This is a genomic window from Alishewanella aestuarii B11 (assembly GCF_000280055.1).
GTDB lineage: Bacteria > Pseudomonadota > Gammaproteobacteria > Enterobacterales > Alteromonadaceae > Alishewanella > Alishewanella aestuarii.
Window position 1 is genome coordinate 41,025 of sequence record NZ_ALAB01000007.1, and the last position, 26,019, is coordinate 67,043.

The window sequence follows — 26,019 nt, forward strand, 5'->3', positions numbered from 1 at the left end:
AGCGTGACGCTTAGCACAGAACTCAGGAAAAGACCGCCGGATGATGGTTCAACAGACACCCCCGTTAAAAATTGCGCTGATTGCCGGTGAGCATTCCGGAGATATTCTCGGTGCCGATTTGATTACAGCGCTAAAACAGCGCTACCCGGATGCAGAGTTTTTTGGTATTGGCGGCCCGCGGATGCAGGCACTCGGCTTTCGGGCCTTGTTCGAAATGGAAGAGCTGGCGGTGATGGGGTTGGTCGAAGTATTGGGCCGGCTCAGACGCTTGCTGCAAATTAAGAAAGACATCACAGCCGCTATTCTGGCTGAGCAACCCGCAGTATTTATCGGTATCGATGCACCGGACTTTAATCTGCCGGTCGAGTTGGCATTAAAGCAACAAGGCATTAAAACCGTGCATTATGTCAGCCCTTCGGTCTGGGCCTGGCGCCATAAACGGATTTTTAAAATTGCCAAAGCCACCAATATGGTGTTATCGCTATTACCCTTTGAAAAAGCCTTTTACGACCGCTATCAGGTGCCTTGTACCTTTGTCGGCCATACCCTTGCTGACAGCATGCCGCTAACGGTAGATAAAACCACGGCCAAAGCCGAATTGGGACTAGATCCGTTAAGGCCAGTGCTGGCGATTATGCCAGGCAGCCGGACTAATGAAATCAAACTGCTGGCGCCGGATTTTCTAAAAGCTGCAGCGTCGCTGCAACAGCAAAATCCACAGTTACAGCTGGTGACCAATATGGTCACCGCCGAAAAAGCGGCGCTTTGGCAAAGTATTAAAGCGCAGGTGGCGCCTGAGCTTGAGATCAGCGAATTTACCGGCCAGGCGCGGCAGGTATTACTGGCCGCAGACAGCACCTTTATTGCTTCCGGCACCGCGACTTTAGAAGCCATGTTAGCAAAATGCGCGATGGTCGTAGGCTACCGCACCAACTGGCTAACCTATCAGATCGCCAAGCGACTGGTGAAACTGCAGCATGTCAGCCTGCCAAATTTACTGGCTGGACGTGAGCTGGTGACTGAACTGCTACAGGATGCCTTAACAGTACCGGCCTTGCTGCAGGCGATGCAACCGCTGGTCGCGGGTGCACCAGAGGCATTGCTGGCCGAATATCAGAGCTTACATCAGGTATTGCGTCAGAATGCCAGTCAGGTTGCCGCCGCAACCATCGCTGAGGTGATGGCGCCATGAGTTATCAAAGGCCCGACGTTAAGTTAATCGCTGGTGTCGATGAAGTAGGGCGCGGCCCTCTAATTGGTGCTGTGGTAACGGCAGCAGTGATTCTGGATCCGGCACAGCCGATCCTGGGATTAAATGACTCAAAAAAACTGACCGAGAAAAAGCGTCAGCTGCTCGCTGAAGAAATTAAAGCCAAGGCGCTGTGCTGGGCGCTGGGCCGGGCCGAGCCGGCGGAAATTGACCAGCTAAATATCCTGAATGCCACCATGCTGGCGATGCAGCGCGCAGTGGCCGCTTTGGCGATCCAGCCACAGTGGGTGCTGATTGATGGTAACCGTTGTCCGGCGCTTGCGATGCCGTCCAGTGCCGTCGTCAAAGGTGATAGTCTGGTAGCGGAAATCAGTGCCGCCTCGATTCTGGCCAAGGTAGCGCGCGACCAGGAAATGGCCGACTTGGATCAGCTGTACCCACAGTTTGGTTTTGCCGCCCATAAAGGTTATCCAACTGCGGCACACCTGCAAGCCATTAGCGAACACGGCATTTTGCCGGCGCACCGGCGCAGCTTTAAACCGGTGCGGCTGATCGCTGAGCAGCTGGAGGCCAGTCGCTGATGAGTGAACCGCGTTTTATCCATTTACGGGTGCATAGCGACTTTTCAATGGTCGATGGCCTGGCCAAAACGAAACCTATTATCAAAGCGGCGGCAGCGCAGGGTATGCCTGCCTTGGCGCTGACCGATCAGATGAACTTCTGTGGCTTGGTGCGTTTTTACAGTACCGCGCATGAAGCAGGCATCAAACCGATTATCGGCGTCGATTGCTGGGTGCTACATCCGCTGTTCCCGGGTGAAAGCAGCCGGTTGCTGCTATTAGCAGCGGACAATGCTGGTTATCAGAATTTAACCCAGCTGATATCTAAAGCTTATTTGCGTGGCCATGTCGATGGCAAGCCACAGCTGGAGCATGACTGGCTGGCCGAGCACAGCAGCGGCATTATTGTATTATCCGGTGGCAAAGATGGCCCGCTGGGCAAAGCCTTACTAAAAGAAAATCCGCACAGTGTCAGAGCGCTGGTGGATTTTTATCAGCAGTATTTTGCAGAGCGGTTCTATCTGGAGCTGATACGCACTAATCGCCCGGATGAAGAGCGGTATTTACAAAAGGCGGTGCTACTGGCCGAGACTGAGCAGTTACCGGTGGTGGCGACCAATGAAGTCGTATTTTTAAAGCCGGAAGACTTTGCCGCCCATGAGATCCGGGTGGCTATTCATGATGGTTTTACGCTGGATGATAAGCGCCGGCCAAAAAATTACTCCGCAGAACAATATCTGCGTAGCAGCGAGGAGATGGCCGAGCTGTTTGCCGATCTGCCGGAAGCGCTGGAAAACAGCGTGGAAATTGCCAAACGCTGTAATGTCACCATCCGGCTCGGGGAATACTTCCTGCCCGCCTTTCCGACCGGCGGCTTGTCGGATGCCGATTATCTGGTACTGAAATCACGTGAGGGTCTGGAGCAGCGCTTATTACAGCTGTTCCCGGATGAGCAGGTCAGGGCAGCGCGGCGCGGCGAATATGACGAGCGGCTACAGATTGAACTCGATGTGATTAACCAGATGGGCTTTCCTGGCTACTTCCTGGTGGTAATGGAGTTTATCCAGTGGAGTAAGGATAATGATATTCCGGTAGGCCCGGGGCGGGGGTCCGGCGCCGGCTCGCTGGTGGCCTATGCGCTAAAGATCACGGATTTGGATCCACTTGAGTTTGACCTGCTATTCGAACGCTTTCTAAACCCGGAGCGGGTATCGATGCCAGACTTCGACGTCGACTTCTGTATGGATCGCCGCGATGAGGTGATCGACCACGTCGCCGAGCTGTATGGCCGCGAAGCGGTGTCACAGATTATTACGTTCGGTACTATGGCAGCCAAGGCGGTGATCCGCGATGTTGGCCGGGTACTGGGCCATCCTTATGGCTTTGTCGATCGCATTTCGAAACTGATCCCGCCGACGCCCGGCATGACGCTGGAGCAAGCCTTTAAAGAAGAGCCACGCCTGCCCGAGCTGTATGACTCGGATGAAGAAGTCCGCGATCTGATTGATATGGCGCGCCGGCTGGAAGGTGTAACCCGTAATGCCGGTAAGCATGCTGGTGGTGTGGTGATAGCCCCGACCAAGATTACTGATTTTTCACCGCTGTATTGCGACGAGCATGGTCAGAACCCGGTTACCCAGTTTGATAAAAACGATGTGGAATATGCCGGCCTGGTCAAATTCGACTTCCTCGGCCTGCGCACCCTGACCATTTTGCAGTGGGCGGTGAATATGGCCAATGCCCGGCTGCGCAAGGAAGGCAAGCCGCTGGTCGATATCAACAGCATCCCGCTGCAGGATAGCAAAAGCTATCAGATGTTGATGCGGGCCGATACCACAGCGGTATTCCAGCTGGAATCGCGTGGCATGAAAGATCTGATCCGCCGTCTGCAACCGGACTGCTTCGAAGATATGATTGCATTGGTGGCATTATTCCGGCCGGGGCCGCTGCAGTCGGGCATGGTAGATAACTTTATCGACCGTAAACGCGGCCGAGAAGAAATCTCCTATCCGGATGCGACCTGGCAGCATGAGTCGTTAAAACCCATTCTGGAACCGACCTACGGTATTATCCTGTATCAGGAACAGGTGATGCAGATTGCCCAGGTCTTGTCCGGCTATTCACTTGGTGGTGCCGACTTATTACGTCGTGCCATGGGTAAGAAAAAGCCGGAGGAAATGGCCAAGCAGCGTGATACCTTCCGCGACGGGGCGGTACAAAACGGTATTGACCCCGAGCTGGCGATGAAAATCTTCGATTTGGTAGAGAAATTTGCCGGTTATGGCTTTAACAAGTCACACTCGGCTGCCTATGCACTGGTCTCCTACCAAACGCTGTGGATGAAAGCGCATTACCCGGCTGAGTTTATGGCCGCCGTAATGTCGGCTGATATGGACAATACCGACAAGATCGTAACCCTGGTTGATGAGTGTGAGCGGATGCAGCTGACGCTGATCCCGCCGGATGTCAATACCGGCCAGTACAAGTTTACCGTTAACGAGCAGGGGCATATTGTTTACGGTATCGGCGCTATTAAAGGGGTCGGTGAAGGCCCGATTGAAGCCATTATTGAAGCGCGTAATCAGCATGGCAGCTTTAGCGACCTGTTTGATTTCTGTGCCAAGGTCGATTTAAAGCGGCTGAACAAAAGGGTGATGGAAAAACTGATCCTGTCTGGCGCCATGGACCGCCTCGGCCCGCCACTGGCTAAAGGTCAGCATGCCGGTCCGCAGCGGGCTATTTTGATGGCTAATCTGGAAGAGGCGATGCGGGCGGCGGAGCAACATGCCAAGGCGCAGGCGGTAGGGCAGGACGACCTGTTTGGCTTATTGGCAGCAGATACTGACAGCAGTAGCAGTAGCTATAAGCTGGTACCGCTGTGGCCGGATGAAATTTGGCTGGATGGCGAGCGGGAGACGCTGGGCTTATATTTAACCGGCCATCCGATCAATCGCTATCGCGACGAGCTAAAGCATTACGTGAACTGCCGGCTGGTTGAATTGCAGCCTACCAAGAAAGATCAAAGCATTCAGGTAGCTGGCCTCGTCGTGTCGGTGCGGGTGATGATTAACAAAAAAGGCCGGCGCTGGGCTATTGTGACACTGGATGATAAGTCGGCACGGCTGGATGTGCGCTTTTTCCCGGAACAGCTGGAAAGCTTTGAACATCTGCTGCAAAAAGACCGCATTTTAGTAGTAACCGGACAGGTCAGCTTTGATGATTTTAATGGTGGCCTTACAATGTCCGGCCGCGATGTCAGCGAAATTACCGCTATGCGCGAAAAATCGCTGAAATCTCTGAATATCACTGTACAATCGCAGCAGATAGACCAGAATTATCTGCAAAAGTTACAAGACGCGCTGGCGGAGTATCGTGCCGGTACAGTACCGGTTTATCTTTGGTACCAGCGTGAGGAAGGGCAGGTTAGACTGCAGTTAGGGACAGCCTGGTGGGTGACGCCCGCCGACGCTTTGTTGCATCAGCTTAAGCAGCTGGCGACAATAGAATTGGAATTTAACTAATTTAGGTAGTGATAGTCGATGATGCTGAATTATTTAGAGTTTGAGCAACCGATTGCCGAACTGGAAGCAAAAATAGACGAATTACGCAATGTCAGTCGCAATGGCGATTATGATCTTGGGTTAGAAGAAGAGATTAACAAACTAAAAGAAAAAAGCCTGACGCTAACCAAAAAAATCTTCTCTGAGTTAGGAGCCTGGCAAATTGCCCAGTTGGCGCGCCATCCACGCCGCCCCTATACCTTTGATTATATCGCGCATATGTTCAGCGACTTTGATGAACTCTGCGGTGACCGCGCCTTTGCTAACGACAATGCCATTGTCGGTGGTACTGCCCGCTTAGGTGAGCAGGCGGTGATGGTGATTGGCCATCAGAAAGGTCGCGATACCAAAGAGAAGATCCGCCGCAATTTTGGTATGCCCCGCCCCGAGGGTTATCGTAAAGCATTACGCTTAATGGAAATGGCCGAGCGCTTTAAGTTGCCGATTATTACCTTTATCGATACGCCGGGTGCTTATCCGGGCATTGGTGCCGAAGAGCGCGGCCAATCCGAAGCCATCGCCCGTAACCTGAAAGTGATGGCTGGTTTAAAAGTGCCGGTGATCTGTACTGTGGTCGGTGAGGGTGGCTCAGGTGGTGCTTTAGCTATTGGTGTTGGCGATAAGGTCAATATGCTGCAGTTCAGTACTTATTCGGTGATTTCGCCGGAGGGCTGTGCTTCTATCCTGTGGAAGAGCGCCGAAAAAGCGCCATTGGCCGCTGATGCGATGGGTATTACTGCTGATCGTTTGAAAGAGCTGAAACTGATCGATGAAGTCATTGCCGAGCCACTGGGCGGCGCCCACCGCTCGCCGGAGCAAATGGCGGCAACGTTAAAAACAGCTCTGGTGCGCGATCTGGAAAAACTGCAAAAATTGAGCACCAAAGAGCTGCTGGAAAAGCGTTACCAGCGACTGATGTCTTACGGTTACTGCTAAGGCTGAGGCCCTTGTCTGACCTTTCAGACTTGCAGCTGGCGCTGCAGCAACTGCTGCGGCGCTACGCTCCCCGCCAACTGACGCTGGCCTACAGCGGCGGTTTGGACTCTCAACTGTTACTGCATTTACTGGTTGCCCCCTGCCAGACTCTCGGTATTACCCTGACCGCGGTGCATATTCATCATGGCATCAGTCGCCATGCCGATGCCTGGGCTGAGTTTTGCCAGCAGCAATGCCAAAAGCTCGGCGTCAACTTTAAGTTGCATTGGGTACAACTACAAGGCCGCAGCGCTCTGGAGCAACAGGCCAGAGATGCCCGTTATCAGGTCCTCACTGACTATGTGACTGCGCGCGATAGCGCCCTGGTGACGGCGCATCATGCCAATGATCAACTGGAAACCTTATTGCTGGCGTTAAAGCGTGGTGCTGGCCTGGCTGGTATGGCCGGTATGGCAGAAAGCCGCCCTTTCGGTAAGGGATTACTGCTAAGACCCTGGCTTAACTTTTCCCGGCAGCAGCTAGAGCATGTCGCCCGGGCTTTGCAGTTGAGTTGGGTGGAAGATGAGAGTAATCAAAGTGCTGAATTTGACCGGAATTTTTTAAGGCTTGAGGTGATCCCCAAGCTTAGCGAGCGCTGGCCAGCTCTTATTACCACCAGTGCCAGGACCAGTCGGCATTTGCAGCAGGCGCTTGAGTTAGCCGATTACTATACCGAACGGGCTTTGGCTGACTGTGCAACCCCTGATTACCTCGATTTACAGCAACTGGCGTTACAGCCGGCGTTGCAGCAGGATCTGTTACTTAGAAAATGGCTGGCTCGCACTGGCCTTAACCCATCAACTCAATGGTTAAGCACACTGAAACAGCAAGTAATAGCAGCCAGTGAAGATGCTCAGCCTTGTTTAATATTGGGACACTGGCAGTTGCGACGTTTCCAGCAGCGCTTATATCTGCTGCCTAAGTTGCCTGTCGTGCCAAAAGACTATACGCCGTCTTTGCATTGTGGACAGCGGCTGCTGTTACCGGCGGCCCTGGGTGAGCTGAGCTGTCAGTTACAGCCAGAACAAGGAGCTTTGCCGGCGGCGGGAACTGCCTTTCAGTTAGCCTTTGGCAGCTTAAGCCAGACATTTAAACCGGTTAACCAACCGGGCAAGCCGTTAAAACAATGGTTTAAGTTGTGGCAGGTGCCGCCGTGGCAGCGACAGCGGATCCCGCTATTGCTGCAAGACGGACAGTTACAAGTAGTGGCAGGTTATCAAAGTAGTGTTGCGGCGAGTGCAGCTAGCTGCTGGATCAACTGGCAGCAGCCAGGCTAGCGCTCACTTTGTTGATGCCGGAGCGTGGCTGGCTCAGCCCTTTCACGCTCAGCCTTTCTGCCGCCACCTTGCCTTTGCCTGTGGTTTTCGCCTGATACAGGGCTTCGTCGGCCTGATGAAACAGGTCGCGTTCCTGTTGTTCGGCAGCAAGCCATGCCAGACCAATGCTGCAGCCAACCTGATGCAGGTTTAGCAGTGGATGCTGGTTGATTTTCTGTTGTAAGCGGCAAGCGATCAACTCGGCATGGTCTGCGTCCTGATCCTGTAACAACAGCGCGAATTCATCACCACCAAAGCGGAATAAGCTATCGGTAGCGCGCAGCGTTTCACGCATACAATCGGCAACAGCCAGCAGCACCTGATCGCCGGTACTGTGACCAGAGAGATCATTAACCTGCTTAAAGTTATCCAGATCCAGTAATAGCAGCGCAAATGGCTGTTGATGACGCTTTGCCAATTGAATGGCTTTGCTGTAGCTATCGTCAAAAAATCGTCTGTTGCCGAGCCCGGTCAAGGGATCTTTCAGTGCCATTTGCTGTAAGCGGTTGACCAGCAGCGCATTGCGCAATGCATAGAGCCATTCAGATTCCAGCAGCAGCAACTGCCGTTGCACCAGTGAGCTAAACGGATGATTGCTTTGATAACTAAGCTGTCCCAGCAAGTGTTGCTCGAGCTGCAGTTCAGTGTGGTATTGATGCTGACCGGCCATTGAGCCGGCCGCGGCAAAATGCCCCTGTGCTGTTCTAAGGTTTAATGCCGTGAGCGGTAGGATCCGGCTGGCATGCATAGCAAAAATATCCAGCTGTTGCTGCAGATCCAACGTAGTTTGCAACTGACTGATCAAGCTAATGGCACCGGTATCGGCTAACTCATGTAACTGACTATCCAATGCTAAATCGGCACTGCTGAAGTTAAAACCTGCTGTATCTTGCCACATTGCTGTTTCTGCCTGAGAACCTATCATAGGCAAGCTAAAGCAATATTTAGACCATTATTTTAAGTTATTGATATTAAGCTTTTTTAAAGGCTCGTCGGCAGTGGGCGTCAAGTTTTTGCCGCTGCTAAAGTCCCTGGCGCGGCTAAAAACGGCAAAATTTGGTCAAGTTGCTGCAGGCCGTCCTGATAGCCGAGTTCAATCAGACGCCTGGTGTATTTCTGTTCAAACAGCAGATAACTGACCATACTGGAATCTGAATGCTGTCTGATACCACAGGCCCGTAACAGGGTACGGATTGCCATCGGCAGACAAAGGAAATATTCACTTGCCAGCTGATTAAAGTTTTGGCTTGGGTTTAGCAGTAAACTCTGCACCGGCTTTAGCTCAGTCGCAATCTGGTGCTGTTGCAGTAACTCAACCGTTTTATTAACTCTTTGCATACGCTCGATATCGAAATTGAGTGTGTCGGTAAAAACTGTATCCAACAGATGGCCTGCGATGGTTGCCAGATCCGGATGGTGTAATTGCCGATCTGCCGGTTCAGTAGGGCGCGGATCATCGACCCCGATAATCAGAATTTTGTCAGCACCTAAGTGGATCGGGGCACTGAGCGGCGCCAGTTGATTTACCGAGCCATCGCCAAAATATTGCTGATGGATCCGCACCGAAGGAAAAATCAGCGGTATCGCTGCCGAGGCCATCAGATGATGGATCCCCAACAGCGTGCGCTGGCCACATCTTTTCGCCCGCCGCCAGTCGGTGGCGCGATCGGATTGAAAAAAAGTGATGGAGTCGCCGTTGTTATAGCAGGAAGCTGTTACGGCCAAGCTCGATAAATGCCCGCGCATAATATTACGATCAATTCTTGGCAGATCCAGGATCCGATGCAATAACTGCTTTAACGGCCGGTTGTCCAGTAAACTAACCGGCTTTTTATTGGCATAGTCGGCCTGGAAAGCACTGTATAAATTGCGGGCCTGATGCAACAGCAGGTGCCAGTAATCCGCATAATAAACCTGCTGAGTATGGAAGTTACGCCAGACGGACTCAATTTTCTTTACGCCGAGATGAAAGCAGGAGGCGTAACAACCCAGGCCCGCAACATTAAGGGCACCGGCTGAGGTGCCACACAATATTTTAAAGGGTAGCGGGCTACTGCGCGGGTAGGCGCTGGCAATGGCTTTTAATACCCCTACCTGATAAGCGGCTCTGGCTCCGCCGCCGGTAAGCAACAATGCCGTTTTACTCTCGGTTGACACTTTGGCGTCTGACATAAAGACCTTTATTGATAAACGCGAAGGAACTTTTTTACGCTCCGGTGTTCTTGGTTTAATATATCGCTGATTTAGCAAGATATTGCAATTGCGACTTTGCTATTGCCAACAATTTTCTCAACCTGCGGGTAACCGTTATGACAAAACAAGCGACTGCGCAATCCTTTTACTATGCAGGTCTGGCTGCGGTAGCACTGGTAATAGTGCTTGCGGTCTGGCTGTTATTTCGCGACAGCTCACCGGTAACGGAGCCAGCGCCCTTGCCGCCAGTGACGCTACCTGAAATTGTTGAACCTACTCCTTTGCCTGAGCAGCCCGTTACCCTCACTGAACCCGAAGCCGTACCCGCGGTTACGGATGAACCCGAAAGTATAGAGTCGGAGCAAGCGCCGCCTGCACCTCTACCACTGCTGGACGAGTCGGATACCGAGCTTGGCCAGGCGCTACTGGCACTGAACTGGAAAGCCGGTTTAGCAGGCCTATTTAATCGCGAAGAGATGATCCGTAATTTTGTGGTGACGGTGGACAATGTGGCGCAGGGGCGTTTGGTCGCCGGCCACCCGGTATTGGCAAAACCCGCCGATGGTTACAAGGTGCAGCAACTCGGCGATGATCGTTATGTTACTGCTGCGGATAACACCTTACGCTATGAGCCTTACCTTCAGCTATTGGAAAGCGTGCCGGCCCGGCAAATCCTGGCGTTAAAACGTCGCTATCAGCCGTTATTGGACGAGGCGTTCGCCGAGTTAGGGTACCCTGATCTGACCTTTGATCAGCGCTTACGGCAGGCAATTAGCGTTTTATTAAGCACGCCTGAGGTCAAACCCGGCGCTGAGTTAAGCCGGCCTTCGGTGATGTTTACCTATGCTGATCCGGCACTGGAAAAGCTACCGGAAGCACAAAAACAGGTGCTGCGCTTATCGCCGCAGCAACAGCAGCGCTTTAAAGCCTTATTACGCACTTATCAGCAGGTGCTGGGCAATTAGTTGCGGCAGTAATCTGCCAACAGATTGAGCCTTGCTGCTTTTCTGAGCAAGGCCCTCAGCTTGAGTGTAACAGCCCTTGCATTGCCGCCGCCATTTGCGGATAATGCGCGCCTGTCATCACGACAGTTCAATGGTAGCCCCATTGGTCCTCTCGCAATACTAGTAAGCGAACCTGGTCAGGTCCGGAAGGAAGCAGCCATAGTTTATGATGTATGTGCCGGGATGTGGCTGGTGGGGCTGCCACCCAAACAGCCCACTTTATACCAGGTTGTGACTTCTTAGGGTTGATGATCTAAAAATTCTCTCGCCCGCTTTACCGCTTCTTTTACCCGCATCATCATTTCAAAGCGTTCACTTTGCGGCAGATAAAACGCCATATCCACTTCAAAGCGAATATAACGCGGTGGCAGCAGATTTAAACTGATACAACAAAGATCGGCCAGATATTCGGCGTCCTTGTCTTGCTCCAGGCCTAATTCCACAATATGGTCCAGCACCAGTTTTTCATAATAGTTGTGAATATCATCATCGAGTTTCATAGCTAACTCCGGTCATAATGTTGTTTAAGCATAATCAGCTTGCCGGCAAAACGCCACAGAAAGATTGTGTTAGGTCAGGGCCTTGTTACAATGCCGCGGTCAAGGTCATCAGGTAACATAAAAATGCAAAAAAATACCACCCCCTGTTATTACGGCGATTATCTGCAGCTGGATAAAATCCTGACTGCTCAGGCGCCGGAAAGCGCCCGTTATGGCCAGGAAGCACATGACGAAACCCTGTTTATTATTGTGCATCAGGTGTATGAGCTGTGGTTTAAGCAAATTCTGCATGAGTTAAAGGCTGTGATGGCAGTATTTGCTGAGGCAGAAGTCAAAGATCAGCAACTGACCGGCATAGTGCATAAACTAAAACGCATTATCAGTATTCAGCAATTACTGAATCAACAAATTGCGGTACTGGAAACCATGACACCGCAGGATTTTATGGCGTTTCGCGATTATTTGGTGCCGGCCTCGGGTTTCCAGAGCATTCAGTTTAAGATGCTGGAAATTGGCCTGGGTTTAAAAAGCGAATATCGCATCGATTTTGATAAGAACTCCTTCTATAGCCGCCTAAAACAGGCTGACCGGGAGTTTTTACAGCAGCTGGAACAAGCGCCAAGCCTGTTTGAGCGGATTGAAAAATGGCTGGAGCGGATGCCGTTTTTGCAGTTTGATGATTTCAGCTTCTGGCAGATGTATCAACAGGCTACCGAGCAGATGCTGCAGCAGGACCAGGCGATAGTTGAGCAAATTGCGCAAATTGCAGAATCTGAGCGGCAACTGCAGCTGGCCGAGATCGGTCGCACCCGGGAAAAGTTTGCCGCCTTACTGGATGCCGGTAAATATCAGCAGTTACAGCAAGAGGGCAGTTTTCGGCTCAGCCAAAAGGCCATGCTGTCGGCACTCTTTATTAAACTCTATCAGGAAGAGCCGTTGTTTAACCTGCCGTTTCAGTTATTGACTTGCTTAACGGAAATTGATGAACAGCTGACCATCTGGCGTTACAAGCATGCGATGATGGTACAGCGGATGCTGGGCAGTAAAATTGGCACCGGCGGTTCTTCCGGCCATGACTATTTAAAGCGAACCACGGAGAAAAACCGGATCTTTACCGATCTCTTTACCATGGCCACCTTTTTATTGCCGAAGTCGGCGTTGCCGGAATTACCGCTGAGTATTAAACGCCAGCTAGGTTTCTATTTCGCGCCACAGCGCTGAGCCCTGAACGGCAAAGGCGGCTTTAAACAACTGCAGGTGCACCTGAGTCAGCGCCTGCAGATCGCGTTGATAGCCGCCACCTATCACTGCGGCGACCGGAATACCGGCGTCATGACAACGTTGCAATACCAGCGTATCGCGTGCCAATACTCCGGCGGTGCTGATATTTAGCAGGCCCAGGTCATCCTGGCGGTGAATATCGACGCCGGCATCATAGAGCACCAACTCCGGTTGATACCAGCGCAGTAAGGTATCCAGGCTCTGGCTTACGGCTTCCAGATAAGTCTGATCGGTGCAGTCCCGCTCCAGGCCGATATCCCAGTCTGAGCGTTGTTTGCGCGCCGGGAAATTCTTTTCACAGTGCAGTGACGCGGTAATAATGCCGCTGTTATCGGCAAACAGTGCTGCGCTGCCATCGCCCTGATGTACATCACAATCAAATATCAGAATCGGCCCGATGCCGCGCTGTTGTATGCTAAGGGCAGCAAAGGCCAAATCATTAAATAAGCAAAAGCCACTGCCCTCAGCATAAAAGGCATGGTGATAGCCGCCGCTTAAATGTAGTGCCAAACCCTGCTCCAATGCCAGCTCAGCGCAAAGTAAGGTGCCACCCAGCGAGGTCAGTGAACGTGTAATCAGCTCTGGCGACCACGGAAAGCCAATCCGGCGCATTGCCCTGGCATCAAGGGTGCCTTGACACAGGGCGTTGACATAAGCCGGCTCGTGTAAAAGCTCTAGCGCTTGCGCTTTAATGGCTTGTGGCAGATAAAACGCGCTATCCGGCACGCCCAGCGCGAGCAGTCGCTGATATAGGGTGCGGTATTTGCCAATCGGATAACGATGGTTTGCTGGTAGTGTCAGTTCACTATAGCAAGGGTGATAAATCAATGGCGGTAGCAGGGCAGACATTAGCTTTTCCCGCTTTCCAGTCGCTGGATCTGCTGCTCCACTTCATCGATAGCGCGCCGGCAGCGGCCGAGGCGGGCCTGTAATTGTAATTGCTTAGTGGTGCCGTCCTGACTCTGATCTTGTGCCGCCAGGCGCAGCATATCCTGTAACCGGCTTTCAAATTGCTGATAGTCGGATAATTGCTGATATAGCTGTTGGCTTGAGGTCGTTAACTGTTGTACCACAGCTTTGGTGCGCTGCTTTAAGGTTTTGGCATGCTTTTGCCGCACCGGGCTATTTACAAAGGCGCGAAGCAGTGCCTCAATTTGTTGTTGCAAACGCTCGGTTAGCCGCTGCCTGGCGGCTGACGATAACTGCTGTCCTTGTTCAGCTAAATGCGCCAGATGGCGCTGGCTTTGTGCCACATAATCAGCCAGATAAGGCGAGTGTACGCTAAACAAAGCCGAATCAAACCAATGTTGCGGTTTACCTGCTGCCGGTTGCCGATCTAACTCACTGGCCTGCTGCCACAGCTGTTGTAGTTGTTGTTCTAGCCTAGCCAGTTGCGCCTTTGATAAGGTGCTCATCCGCCGTTACTCCAGGCTTGCCAGGCCAGACGCACCGCTATGGCGATCACCACGCAGATAAAGACTGGCCGGATAAACTTGCTGCCAAAGCGGATCGCCGAGTGTGCGCCCAAATAAGCCCCCAGCATCAGGCACAGCCCCATGGCAATACCGAGCGTAAAATGCACGTGTCCCAGCACGATAAAGGCCGCCAGTGAAAAGCCATTGCTGACAAAGTTCATGGTACGGGCGACGCCACTGGTCAGCAGCAAATTAATTTTATACAGCGCCATGGTCGACACCATCCAGAACGCGCCGGCACCAGGACCGGCGACGCCATCATAAAAACCCAGCGTCAGGCCCTGGGCCCGTTGTTGCCAGTAAAGTTTTGGCCCAGCGTTTGGCAGTGTCAGGCGGTCATCCGGCTGCATGCGGTTGAACAGGGTATAGATGGCGGCAAACAGGATCAGTAACGGCAGGATCTTTTCCAGCAGGGCGGTGCTGAGCTGATCGACCACCAGTGTGCCGAGCAGGGCACCGATGGCGGTAAAGACTAAACTGTTGCGCCAGTAATGTGGGTTAAATAGCTGCTTACGATAATAGGTTAAGGAGGCGGTAAAGGAGCCAAAGGTTGCCGCCAGTTTGTTAGTGCCCAGTACCACATGCGGCGGTAAACCGGCCGTCAGCAGGGCTGGTACCGTCAATAAACCACCGCCACCGGCAATGGCATCAATATAGCCGGCGATAAAGGCGACACCACAGAGCAGTAATAAGAGTTCAAAGGTCAGATTCAGATCCACAAGCAAGGCCAGGTCCTGTTAGGTTTACTGCTGCAACAGTCAGTATTGAATGGTTCGGCGAAACGGCGGCAGCGTATCCAGCATAGCCTTGCCATAGCTTTTAGTCACCAGCCGCCGGTCCAGGATCACGATCCGACCGTGGTCCTGCTCTTGTCGTAGCAGTCTACCACAAGCTTGCACCAGTTTCTTCGCAGTCGCCGGTAAACTCTGTTGTAAAAACGCATTGCCGCCGCGGGCACTAATCGCTTCGCTCTGTGCTGCTTCCAGTGGCGAGGTCGGCACCGCAAACGGCAGTTTGGTGATAATCAGGTTAGTCAGCAACTTGCCCGGCAGATCCAGACCTTCGGCAAAGCTTTGGGTGCCGAATAAAATACTGCTACCACCGGCCTGTACCTTTTCCTGATGCAGTTGCAACAGGGCTTGCCGTGAGGCTTCCCCCTGTACCAGTAACGAAAAACCGCTGCTCCGCAGCGCACTGGCGACCTCCTGCATTTGCCAGTAAGAGGCAAACAGCACCAGCGTGCCAGCAGTGTGATCCAGATAACTGGGTAATAAACGGATCAGTTCCTGGCTAAAGGCGGGATCAGTCGGCTCACAGCGGGTAGGAGGTAAAATCATTTCCGCTTGCTCGGCATAGGCAAAGGGCGAGTCGACCTGTAAACACTGCAGTGCCTCGAAGTCCAGTAAGCCCAGTTCGCGTTTGGCATGCTCAAAGCTGTTCAGTAGCCTGAGTGTGGCTGAGCACAGCACCACGGCAAAGGCCGGCTGAAACAGTACCTGTTGTAGCTTATAACTGACACTCAGCGGGCAGGCATGTAAATACAGCGGGCTCTGCGCACTGGCGCGGCTTAGCCAGCGTGCCTGGCTGGCAATGTCTTTTTGTGGTTGCGCCAGCAGTTGCCACAGTTGTTGTTGCTGCTCAAGTCTTAAGCGCAGGCTGGCCAGTTCATGGATCAGCTGCGGTTGGCTGCGCAGCAATTTCGGTTGTTCAGTCAACTGTTGTTGTAATTCGTTCAGTAGCCGCTCTGAGGTCGTTAAGGCTTTATTGCTGGCCTCTGCCAAGGGTTCGGCCTGCTGCTGCCATAGCCGTGGTAAAGCCGCATGTGGAAAACGGTACTCGGTTTGTTCAGCTTGCTGAAACCACTGCGGCAGAAAGTCTTTTAAACTGCGCTCAACAGGTTTCAGCGCAGCGGCAAAGTCACTGAGTAAATCATCTAACTTTAACAAATCTTTTAAGCTACGCTCGGTCAACAGCCCTTGCAGTAGCTGTAGCTGCTTGCGGGCTTTCTCCAGCCAGGCTTGTTGCTGGTTTAACTGCGCGCTGGCGCTGAGTAAGTCCCGGCCGCAATCAGCCAGATGATGGGCTTCGTCTATCACATAGATGCAGTCTTCCGGTGCCGGTAATACCGCATTACCGGCCAGCAGATCAGATAGCAGCAGGCTGTGATTTACCACCAGCACCTCTGAATCGGCGATTTCTGCGCGTGCCAGATGAAAGGGGCAATGCAGATGTTGTCGTTGTTGCTTATGGCAGATATGAGCATCGGCCTGCAACTGCTGCCACAGTGGATCCGGCACTGCTTCAGTTAACGTATCGCGATCGCCTAACCAGCGGCGGTGTTGCCAATCACTGAGCAGCCGTTGTAACAGGGCCTGCTGGGTCGCATCCGGGCTAAAATCGGCACCGGCAAATAAGGTGGGTTGTTCAATTAATTGCTGTAGGCGTTCAATACAGGCATAGCGTTGACGACCTTTAACCAAGGTAAAGTTAAACTGCAGGCCGCTGTGTGATAAAAAGAACGGCAAATCCTTATTCACCAGTTGTTCCTGCAGTGCCACTGTCGCGGTGGCAATGACCAGCTTTTTATTATTGGCCAACGCATAGGGCAGGCTACCCAAAATGTACGCCAGAGATTTACCGGTGCCGGTGCCAGCTTCAATTAAGCCTAAACGCTGCTGGCGATGATAGTCGCCGGCAATAATTTTGCTGATTTCGGCAATTAACTTATTCTGGCCGGGTCTGGGGCGGTAGCCTGGCAGCTTTTGCCGCAGCTGGCAGTGAATATCGCGGATTTGTTGCTTTAAGCGGTCTGAGAGCATGGCATCGATATGTAATCTTTTTGCTTATTCTAGCCTGAGTTACCTTGCGTGCCCAGTGTTGTGATGTTGCCGCCTTGGCCTGTTATTTTTCTCACCTTTTAGGTCGTCCCGCTGCGATTGGTGCCATAACGGCTTTGCTCCAGCCGCTAAGTTCGATCCAGATTGCCGAATATAGCAACAATTAGATCTGGTAAGAGCAGTGTTTTTGGGTAATATAAAATTTACAACTCGAGCGGCGCACTATGCGGTAGTGGCGTATTTTTGTACACTTATTCGCCATAGTTGCAGCTAAATGCCTTTATTGAGGAAATGTTGCGCTACGGATGATCATGGTTTGTAAGCAATATGTGCATTATACACCAGATGCTTTTTGCTGTTTACTAACGGCGGACAGTTAATTTATAAAATTGTTCCTTAAAAGCTGTTGACCCTTTAGAAAAATTACGTTTATTATCATGAAGCGTTATGCGGGGTGAAGTTGCATTTAACAACTACTTCGTTTAAAAGCTAGTAACTGAAAAACAGAATCACTAATTAAATGTGGTCCAGGGAGAAATACATGTACTCAAATAACAAATTAAGCAAAGCTGTGCGCTTAGCTATCGCGTTCGGTGCAGCTTCAGCCTTTGCTGGAGCTGCTGTTGCACAACAATCGCAACAAAGTGAAGAAGAATCTGCAAAAGTTGAACGAATTGAAGTAACTGGTTCACGTATTAAACGTACTGATTTAGAAGGTGCATTACCAATTACTGTTATTGACCGCGAGCAAATTGATTTATCTGGTCAGATGAGTGTGTCTGATTTGTTACGTAACACTACCTTCAACTCTTTCGGTTCTTACCGTTCAACTTCTGGTAATGCTTCTCAAGGTACTACTCAAGTCAGTCTTCGTGGTCTTGGCTCAAGTAGGACTTTGATCCTTGTTGATGGTCGCCGCTTGCCAACATCACCGATCAGTGGTTCTGGTCAGGACCTTAACACTGTTCCATTAGCTGCTGTAGAGCGAGTAGAAGTCTTAAGCGATGGAGCATCAGCGGTTTATGGTTCAGACGCGATTGGTGGTGTTATTAACATTATCACCAGAAAAGATTACGATGGCGCTGAACTTCGAGTAGGCGCTGGTCGTGTTAGTATTCCTACAGAAGGTGGCGATCGTGAAGAAGGATCATTTGTAATTGGTACTTCTACCAACAAATCGCGCTTGTTAGCGGGTTTCTCTTGGAATGAGCGAGATATTATCTTTGAACGCCATTTTCCATGGAACCAGGGTAACCGTGGTATCTCGCCATATGGTAATAACTGGGCCGAAGTGACTTCTGCTGGTCGTGCACCAGCTGCAACTAATGCTCTTTCTTTAGGCACGGCAGCATGTGAAGGCTTAAATGAGAATTGGTTCACCACCGAAAATCCATGGATTGGTGGCGACATGTGTAGCTACGATTTCCGTCAAACCAATGCGAATGATTCCTCAGTCGGCACCCAGTCAATGTTTTTCCGCGCCAGCCAAGACATTACGGACGATTGGCAGGTTTATGCTAATGCCTCTGCTGTTAAATCAAAATCATTCGGTCGTTATGCTGCATCTTTAAATGATCCAGGTTCTGTTATTTCTGCCACTAGCCTTAATAACCCAACCAACCCAAATAGTCCGTTGTATAATCCAGCCACTAACCGTGACGGTGTTGCAGCTCCCCGTCCAGTTGCGGTATATCATCGCTTTGCTTCTTTAGGCACTCGTGATAGTCAAGTTGATAACTATACAACAGATGTGCAGATGGGCTTTACCGGTATGGTAAACGACGTTGAAGTTGAATTTGGTGGTCGTAAAACGAAAACTAAAGTAAATAATATGGGTAATGGTTATCTGCTGCGTTCCGTAGCAAACGTAGCTATGGAAAACGGTACCTATATGTTAAATGATCCTTTAGGTGCTCGTTTTACAACACCTGAAGATCGTGCAGCATATCGCCGTTTGTTAGATTCGCTTAATATCACCATCTCTCGTATCAACCTGTTTGATATGAAAGAAGTATTTGCGAATGCCTCTTTTGATGTGTTTGAACTTCAACATGGTATGGTACAAATGTTTGTAGGTACCGAGTACCGTTCAGAAGATTATGCTGATATTTATGATTCGCAGTCTGCTGCTGGTACTGTAGGTGGTTCTGCAGGTAGCTCAGCGGGTGGTGGTCGTAATGTTAAAGCAGCTTATTTTGAAACACTGGTGCCGGTACTTGATGATTTGGAGCTGAATTTCGCAGGCCGCTTCGATAAATATTCAGATTATGGTTCAGATTTCTCGCCAAAGGCATCATTACGTTATGAGCCATTAGATGGGTTAGTATTACGTGCCTCTTATGGCAAGGGCTTCCGCGCACCAACGCTTGATATTCTTACCCAACAACCTTCACCGGGTAATCCACAGGTCCGTGATTTTGTTTTATGTGATTTCAGAGGTCAAACAACTTGTCCTCAAGGTCAGCTGCGTGCTACCACAATATCAAATCCTGCATTAGCTTCAGAGAAGTCTACGCAAATTGCTTTAGGTCTGGCGTATCAGCCAACTGATTGGGTAAATTTTGCTGTTGATTACTATAATATCGAAATTACAGATGCAATTTCATTCATTGGTTTACAGGCTTTGATTAACACTGAGCGCGCTGGTGATGCTTTCCCTGCTGGCTTGGGAATTGTACGTGATCCTGTGACAAGAGTTATCGTTGATGCGACTACTGGTTACGCCAACAGAGGTTCAGTTGATACCAGCGGTTTAGATATCAATGTACGTTTCAACTTTGATCTGGGTAATATCGGCCGTTTGACTCATAATCTGCAGTTTGGTCATGTCTTCGATTATTCAGTAGATGGCGGCCGTAACTTAGTTCGTGACCCAGGTACACCTCGTCAAAGAGCGTCGCTGTCTAACGTATACTCGTACGGAGACTTTGACTTTGCTTGGAACATCAATGCCATCGGTAACCAGTACAATAGCGTAACGCGTCCTACTTCAGGTCCAAACGCTGGTCAGTTAGTTAAAGCAGGTAATATCGCTACTTGGATTACCCATGATGCTCAAGTGCGTTATACATTAGGTTGGAATGCTGATATCGTGGTTGGCGTACAAAACCTGTTCGAGAAATACCCTCAGTTAAATACAGGTGCAGCTGATGGCCGTGGCTTCGACTATACCTTGTATGATGGCTCTGGTCGTATTTCTTACGTACGTTACACTCAGCGTTTCTGATAGCTGATTAAGTAAAATCCGAAAAGGGCAGTGTTTAACTGCCCTTTTTTATTGGAGTTGTTATGGCACAACATTGGTCTACCTATTGGCAAAGTGCGTTAAGCCTGAACAGTTTTAGCGAAGGTGAAATGGCAGCCGGCTATCAGGGAGAATTAAAAGACTTTTGGTATCAGATTTTTTCTTGCTTACCCGCTGCGGCAGAGGTTCTGGATGTCGGAACTGGAAATGGTGCACTGGCATTAATGCTGCTGCAGTACGCCGATGCCTCGGGATCTCAGTTTACAGTCAGGGCATCTGATGCGGCTGAGATAGACAAAGAACTGATTATGAGAAAGTTTCCTGCTTTACGGGCGGATATTTCACGAATTGATTTCTACCCGGAAACCAAAATTGAAAGCCTGCCCTTTGCTGATGGATCTCTGAGTCTGATTACCAGCCAGTTTGCGTTAGAGTATGCGCAGCCAAGTCAGGCGGTACAAAGCTGTATGCGTGTACTGAAGCCGGCAGGACGTTTAGAGGCGGTAATTCATCATGCTGAGACACCCTTGCTGCAGCAGTCCCGTCAGTTACTACAGTTGTTAACCGCTTTTACTACGCCTGATTTTCTGTCCCTGCTTGCGCAATTTAAAGAACGCTTGCTGCAACTGGCTAGAGATAACTCTGAAGCAGCTTATCAGCAATTTGAAGTTGTTAACCGCAAGCTGCTGGAAACTGCCCGTCAGCTGCATCTGCAGGCGGAACAACTGGGGGTTGCAGATGATTTTCACGACGTATTGGCAAAATTTGCGGCTTGCTTCGTCGATTTATCGTTGGAAACACCGGATAAACTGGCGTTCTTTCTGACCGAGCTGGGCTATTACCGGTTACGGCTAGCGGATCAAATTGCTGCCGCCTGGGATGTTAAAAAATGTGAATATTGGGTAAGCTGTTTTGCCAGGTATAAGTGCAAAGTAAGCTGTGAGCCGCTTTACCTTAACAAGGAACTGTTTGGCTGGTATTTGTCAGTTTTAAAGCAGTAAATATTGGAACTGTATTGATTGGAAGCTGTTATGCAAAAGTTAGTATTAAGCCTGTTGCTGTGTTTAGCCAGCTTCGCTGCTGGTGCGGCGATTAAAACCATAGATTTCTTCGATCATGCAAAAGTCAAAAATATGAAAGTCTCGCCAGATGGTAAACAACTGGCGTTTAATTACGAAGAGGGCTCAGAAGTGCGCTTGGCGGTAATGCAGCTGAGTAACATGCAGATTAAGAGCAGCTTTGCCTTTGGCGAGAATAAGCATGTATTAAACTTTCATTGGGCCAACAATGACCGCGTACTGATGGAAGTGGCAGAGGTAACTGGTAATCTGGTCTCTATGCAGGGCACCAGTGTCGACCTCTATGCGGCCAATTCAGATGGGCGTCGCCGTACTCAGCTGTTCCAAACCAATATGTCTACCTATACCATTTTGCATCTACTCCCAGACCAACCCGATCGGATCTTGATTGGTAAGTATCACTGGGCAGAAAAAAACGGTATGCGTGCTTTTACGCTGGATGTAAATCGCGGTACAGAGCGTTTCCTTGATGACCAGCCGCCAGGCGTCGTGGCCAGCCTGATGGCAGATAATAGCGGCACTTTGCGGATGGGGATCGAATTTATTGAAGGCAAAGAGTTTGACCAGAATAAAGCCGTACTGCATATCAAACAACAAGGGCAGTGGCAGCGTATGGAGTTACCATCCCGCCGGGTTAACCCGCTGGTGCAACCTTTGGGTTTTAGTGCAGATAACAAAATCGCCTATTTTATTTCTAATTTCGACTTAGCAAAAGGTGATCGGCAAGGCGTTTTCGCCTACGACTTTGACAATAAGACGTTAGAGTTGGTGGCCCGGCATGAATACTCTGATATTAATGGTCGCTCCGTGGCACATGACGGCGAGTTACTGGCTGTCAATTATGCTGCTGGGATAGCCGAGCATGAGTTTATTACCGCCAATCATCCCGGCGCCTTGTTATTGGCTGGCCTGAAAAATGCGTTTGAAGGTCAAAAAGTGACTATAACGTCCTTTGATCGCAAAGGACAATTGGCGCTATTTCATGTCAGCGGTGATCGCAATCCCGGCGAGTTTTATTTATATGACATGCAGAAAAAACAAGCGCGCTATTTGGCGTCAGTAAAGCCCAATCTGGATGTTAAGCAGCTGGTACCCATGCAAGAGGTAAGTTTTGCGGCACGCGATGGCTTAGCTTTGCACGGTTATTTAACCTTGCCGCAGCAGCAGAGCAGCAAGTTGCCGCTGATCGTTAATGTACACGGTGGCCCCTATGGTCCTTATGATAGCTGGGGCTTTAATGCTGAAGCACAATTTTTTGCACATCATGGCTATGCCACTTTGCAAGTGAATTTCCGTGGTTCGGGTGGTTATGGCGAGGACTTTCAACGGGCTGGTCGGTTACAGTGGGGCCGTGCCATGCAAGACGATTTGGCTGATGCCGTGCGCTGGGCAGTGGCACAGGGCATTGCCGATCCTGAGCGGGTTTGTATTTATGGTGGTAGCTATGGCGGTTATGCAGCCATTTGGGGCGTTATTAAAGACCCGGAGTTGTATCGCTGCGCGGTTGGCTATGTTGGTGTGTATGATATGCCGCTGTTTTTCAAAGGTGACGGCTCGGACGCCAGTCGTAGTCGCAATATAGGGCAGTACCTGAGCTCTCATGTTGGCGAAGGTCAGGAGTATTTACAGAGTATTTCTCCGGTGCACAATGTCGATAAAATTCAGGTGCCGTTACTGATTGTGCACGGCTCGAAAGATGTGCGGGTGCCTATTGTGCACGCTAATAATTTACGTCGCGCGCTGGACACTGCTGGTAAACAGTATCAGTGGTTGGTAAAGGAGGATGGACACGGCTTCTATCAGGTTGCCAATCGGGTCGAGTTATACGAAAGCATGCTAACATTCTTTAACCAACATATTGGTCAGAAGACGCCGCTGCCGGTTGAAAACCACGCAAATTAACAACGATATCGCTGGGATGGCCACTCAGTTGTTGCCAAATACTGAGTGGCCATCGCCGACTGACCATCTCACCGCAAAAAAGTTGCATCCCTGCTGCAATTTATCAATATTTAAGCTTGACCCGAAATTTTTTTGCTGCATATTATTAAGTGTTTAGTTCAGGTTACTATCTGAATGTTTTAAGCACGTTATTCTCACGAACGTGTCTGCCAACAAAAATGAGATAGTTTGTAAAGCTATCCAGGGAGCTAAAGTATGTTCACCAATAATAAATTAAGCAAAGCCGTGCGGCTGGCAATGATGTTTGAGTTTTGTATACTAAGTTAAAATTGAGTTCAATGAACTCTCAAATATAATAAAATTGAAGGATAATCTAATGAATAAAAAACTTAAACTTAGTTGTTTGTCATTGGCCATGGCATCCGTATTAATTCCAGGGACTACTGCTTATGCTAATGAGGAAGAGGCAAAAGATACTAAAGATATAGAGGTTATTACCGTTACTTCGCGCAAGAGGGTTGAAACGCTGGTAGAAGTGCCGATGAATGTGACATCTGTCTCTGCAATGGAGATTGCAGATCGGAATCTTATTACAAAAGAGGATCTACAGCGGACCTTAGCTGGTGCAGCCTCTCCAACGGGAGTATTAATTCTTCGGGGATTATCTGGGGGTAACAGCGCTGCTCCTTCAACCACATCCTCTTTTACCGATGACATCCCATTTAACTTTGTCGATTTATATGACACCGAGGCAGTTGAAGTACTGCGCGGACCGCAAGGAACTTTATGGGGGTCAAATGCGATTGGTGGCACGATTCGCGTGATTACGCAGAAACCGCGGCTGGATACATTCGAGTTTATTTCATCAGCACAAACAAAGTCTACCAAAAATGTTGGTGGTAACGAGCTGCAAGCATGGGCTGCGATTAACATACCTTTGATTGATGACACTCTTGCAATGCGCATTACTGGGCATAACTCTCACAAGCCGGGTGCAATTGTTAATGCTAATACAGGCGTGCAACGCAAAGTGGAAGATAGTTATTTACGCACCCAGGTGCTCTGGCAAATCAACGACGATACCAATGTGAACTTCGGTTATTACAATGTCAGCAGCAACTCTATCGGTACAAGAATAGCCGATTTGTCGCAGCCGACCGGAAGAAGAATTGCAAGTACTACACCTAACCCTGACTCTTTATGGGGTTATGACGTCGCCTATACCGTACAACCGTGTCAGGCAGGTCAGAATCGCGCAGAATGCTTTGGCAATGTGACTAATAGGTCAAAGCGTGATTATCTGATTTGGGAAAGCATGGATAACTGGTTGGAAACTGAAACTAACTTGTTTACTGTGACTGCCAATATAGACAATGTTTTCAACTTCGCAGACTTAACTTATGCAGGTTCATATCGGCAATTTCAGGAAGATTCGCTCGACAATTGGTCACGATTGGACATGGCCGATATGGTTAAAACTTGGATTATCAATTACGACAAAATCTCCCGTGTTACTCACGAGTTCAGGATCCAAGATAATGGTCAACAAGATAGCGTAAAGTGGACCGTCGGTGCGTTTTATGACAAAGATTGGAGAGGTGCAATACCGAATCGTCAGTACCAGTATCATCAAAAGGATGCAGCCAGTATAGCGGTCTTTTCGGACTGGAACGACTGGGTGGACTGGCAAGATTATTGGGGAGAACTGGGTATTTTTAACGTTGGCCAGTTAGGGCAGGCGTTATACGGTGATAGTAGTAAGAATTATAATTTTTACTATGATGGACAGTATGCGAGAGAGTTCGCACTTTTCGGTGAAGTCAGTTACATAATTAAAACTGACAATATTGGTCGTTTCGAGCTGACAGGTGGGATTCGCTATTTTGATTTGGAGGACTATGCGTCCTATGGCTATTCTGGAATCTGGGAAGCTCGGGAAGGACGTGCGGTATTGAGTCAGGGTGAGGAGTCCGGTAATCGGAAGAAGGTGAGTATCGCTTGGTTACCAGATTCCTCAAATATGTCTATTTATGCTCTTTATTCAGAGGGGTATCGCCCAGGTGGTAATAATGCGCCTCTGGCTAACGCCTGCCGGAATGACGAATTTGCCGGGGCGTTTCAGGAGCGCTATAAGAGTGATAGCATCGACAACTATGAGATTGGTTACAAAGCGAATACAGGACGATTACAATTCTCCACTGCAATATATCAAATTAATTGGAATGACGTATGGGCCAGTGTATACATGCCCAGTTGTGGTTTCAGTTATACAGCCAATGCAGCTAAAGCCCGCTCGCGCGGCTTAGAGTGGGAAAGTAAATACAGTTTTGATCACGACTTGGACCTGATATTCAATGCGTCTTATACTAATTCTAAAATGTTGAGTGATGTCCCCTCGTTACAGGCTAAAGCTGGGCAGGATATGACACAGGTCCCTAAATACAACGCCTATCTGGGTCTTGACAAAGGCTTGAGTCTGTTTGACAAGCAAACGTACCTGCGTTTGGATATCGAAGCGTATGGTGAATATAAGTCGCATTTTAATGCCCGGTTAGATGGTTCAGACACTTCACCATCGTATCAGCGCGTGAACTTGTCCAGCCGGATGGAGTTAAATGATAATATTCGCTTAAGTTTTTATATTAATAACGTTTTTGACAAGCAAATCGATCTTTACCGTCAAGCTCGTACACGCTCAGGCAGCACTAACAATCTGAATGTGTTATTCGCACCAGAGAGAAGTTTTACTTTACGTGTTGATTATACGTTCTTGTAAGTCAGATTTATTTCAATGATCTTAAGCATGGTTTAATTCGTTAAACCATGCTTTTTTTATGCGTGACTCATAAAGCGAAGCTTCTCGGATTGCTCTAAATAATTGTT

Annotated in this window: 18 protein-coding genes and 1 other RNA gene; 12 read left to right on the top strand and 7 right to left on the bottom strand. The window is 49.7% G+C overall.

Translation table 11 applies throughout. From position 1 onward, the window contains the following. Window positions 1-40 precede the first annotated feature (40 nt). The 5 genes from lpxB to tilS are packed head-to-tail and all read left to right on the top strand — an operon-like array spanning window position 41 to window position 7,582. Complete coding sequence (gene lpxB / locus AEST_RS04665; protein WP_008607410.1) at window positions 41-1,192, top strand: lipid-A-disaccharide synthase; 1,152 nt, start codon at window positions 41-43, stop codon at window positions 1,190-1,192. Beyond that, entirely contained in the window at window positions 1,189-1,791 is a 603-nt protein-coding gene (gene rnhB / locus AEST_RS04670) for a ribonuclease HII (protein WP_008607411.1), read from the top strand. Before lpxB ends, rnhB begins: the two co-directional genes overlap by 4 nt. Continuing rightward, a complete protein-coding gene (dnaE, locus tag AEST_RS04675; RefSeq protein ID WP_008607412.1) occupies window positions 1,791-5,291 on the top strand; it encodes a DNA polymerase III subunit alpha in 3,501 nt (1,166 codons plus the stop codon). The genes rnhB and dnaE overlap by 1 nt, the downstream gene beginning before the upstream one ends. A gap of 18 nt (window positions 5,292-5,309) precedes the next feature. Next, window positions 5,310-6,266, top strand: a complete 957-nt coding sequence (gene accA, locus AEST_RS04680; RefSeq protein ID WP_008607413.1) for an acetyl-CoA carboxylase carboxyl transferase subunit alpha — start codon at window positions 5,310-5,312, stop codon at window positions 6,264-6,266. Between the two features lie 11 nt (window positions 6,267-6,277). Next, window positions 6,278-7,582, top strand: coding sequence for a tRNA lysidine(34) synthetase TilS (tilS, locus tag AEST_RS04685; protein ID WP_008607414.1), 1,305 nt, complete (start codon window positions 6,278-6,280; stop codon window positions 7,580-7,582). Here tilS and AEST_RS04690 read toward each other — a convergent pair. Together AEST_RS04690 and AEST_RS04695 are read right to left on the bottom strand one after the other, a co-directional pair. Next, window positions 7,560-8,519, bottom strand: a complete 960-nt coding sequence (locus AEST_RS04690; RefSeq protein ID WP_008607415.1) for a GGDEF domain-containing protein — start codon at window positions 8,517-8,519, stop codon at window positions 7,560-7,562. The two genes, tilS and AEST_RS04690, sit on opposite strands and share 23 nt — an antisense overlap. Window positions 8,520-8,626: 107 nt before the next feature. Continuing rightward, window positions 8,627-9,793 (bottom strand): patatin-like phospholipase family protein, encoded by a 1,167-nt coding sequence (locus AEST_RS04695; protein ID WP_008607416.1) that lies wholly within the window; start codon window positions 9,791-9,793, stop codon window positions 8,627-8,629. 137 nt (window positions 9,794-9,930) lie between these two features. Between AEST_RS04695 and AEST_RS04700 the strand changes: the two genes are divergently transcribed. Then, on the top strand, window positions 9,931-10,779 hold the full coding sequence (locus tag AEST_RS04700) for a DUF3014 domain-containing protein (RefSeq protein WP_008607417.1): 849 nt from the start codon (window positions 9,931-9,933) through the stop codon (window positions 10,777-10,779). Window positions 10,780-10,919: 140 nt separating this feature from the next. Next, window positions 10,920-11,016: signal recognition particle sRNA small type (gene ffs / locus AEST_RS16975), an RNA gene on the top strand. A 41-nt stretch (window positions 11,017-11,057) separates the two neighbouring features. Here the strand turns inward: ffs and AEST_RS04705 are convergent. Next, a complete protein-coding gene (locus AEST_RS04705) occupies window positions 11,058-11,318 on the bottom strand; it encodes a late competence development ComFB family protein (protein WP_008607418.1) in 261 nt (86 codons plus the stop codon). Between the two features lie 123 nt (window positions 11,319-11,441). On the opposite strand from AEST_RS04705, the gene AEST_RS04710 reads away from it, so the two are divergent. Beyond that, a complete protein-coding gene (locus AEST_RS04710) occupies window positions 11,442-12,539 on the top strand; it encodes a tryptophan 2,3-dioxygenase family protein (RefSeq protein ID WP_008607419.1) in 1,098 nt (365 codons plus the stop codon). Here the strand turns inward: AEST_RS04710 and AEST_RS04715 are convergent. The 4 genes from AEST_RS04715 to dinG are packed head-to-tail and all read right to left on the bottom strand — an operon-like array spanning window position 12,510 to window position 16,893. Then, window positions 12,510-13,448 (bottom strand): histone deacetylase family protein, encoded by a 939-nt coding sequence (locus tag AEST_RS04715; RefSeq protein WP_008607420.1) that lies wholly within the window; start codon window positions 13,446-13,448, stop codon window positions 12,510-12,512. The two genes, AEST_RS04710 and AEST_RS04715, sit on opposite strands and share 30 nt — an antisense overlap. Then, complete coding sequence (gene priC / locus AEST_RS04720; protein ID WP_008607421.1) at window positions 13,448-14,014, bottom strand: primosomal replication protein PriC; 567 nt, start codon at window positions 14,012-14,014, stop codon at window positions 13,448-13,450. The genes AEST_RS04715 and priC overlap by 1 nt, the downstream gene beginning before the upstream one ends. Beyond that, window positions 14,011-14,799 (bottom strand): sulfite exporter TauE/SafE family protein, encoded by a 789-nt coding sequence (locus tag AEST_RS04725; protein WP_039925101.1) that lies wholly within the window; start codon window positions 14,797-14,799, stop codon window positions 14,011-14,013. Before AEST_RS04725 ends, priC begins: the two co-directional genes overlap by 4 nt. Window positions 14,800-14,832: 33 nt before the next feature. Beyond that, entirely contained in the window at window positions 14,833-16,893 is a 2,061-nt protein-coding gene (gene dinG, locus AEST_RS04730) for an ATP-dependent DNA helicase DinG (protein WP_008607423.1), read from the bottom strand. A gap of 559 nt (window positions 16,894-17,452) precedes the next feature. Here dinG and AEST_RS04735 point away from each other — a divergent pair. The 4 genes from AEST_RS04735 to AEST_RS04750 all read left to right on the top strand — a co-directional run bounded on the left by AEST_RS04735 (window position 17,453) and on the right by AEST_RS04750 (window position 25,912). Further along, complete coding sequence (locus tag AEST_RS04735) at window positions 17,453-20,137, top strand: TonB-dependent receptor plug domain-containing protein (RefSeq protein ID WP_008607424.1); 2,685 nt, start codon at window positions 17,453-17,455, stop codon at window positions 20,135-20,137. Between the two features lie 62 nt (window positions 20,138-20,199). Further along, complete coding sequence (locus tag AEST_RS04740) at window positions 20,200-21,156, top strand: class I SAM-dependent methyltransferase (protein ID WP_008607426.1); 957 nt, start codon at window positions 20,200-20,202, stop codon at window positions 21,154-21,156. Between the two features lie 30 nt (window positions 21,157-21,186). Continuing rightward, window positions 21,187-23,136 (top strand): alpha/beta hydrolase family protein, encoded by a 1,950-nt coding sequence (locus tag AEST_RS04745; RefSeq protein ID WP_039925103.1) that lies wholly within the window; start codon window positions 21,187-21,189, stop codon window positions 23,134-23,136. 376 nt (window positions 23,137-23,512) lie between these two features. Beyond that, window positions 23,513-25,912, top strand: coding sequence for a TonB-dependent receptor (locus AEST_RS04750; protein WP_008607429.1), 2,400 nt, complete (start codon window positions 23,513-23,515; stop codon window positions 25,910-25,912). Window positions 25,913-26,019 lie beyond the last annotated feature (107 nt).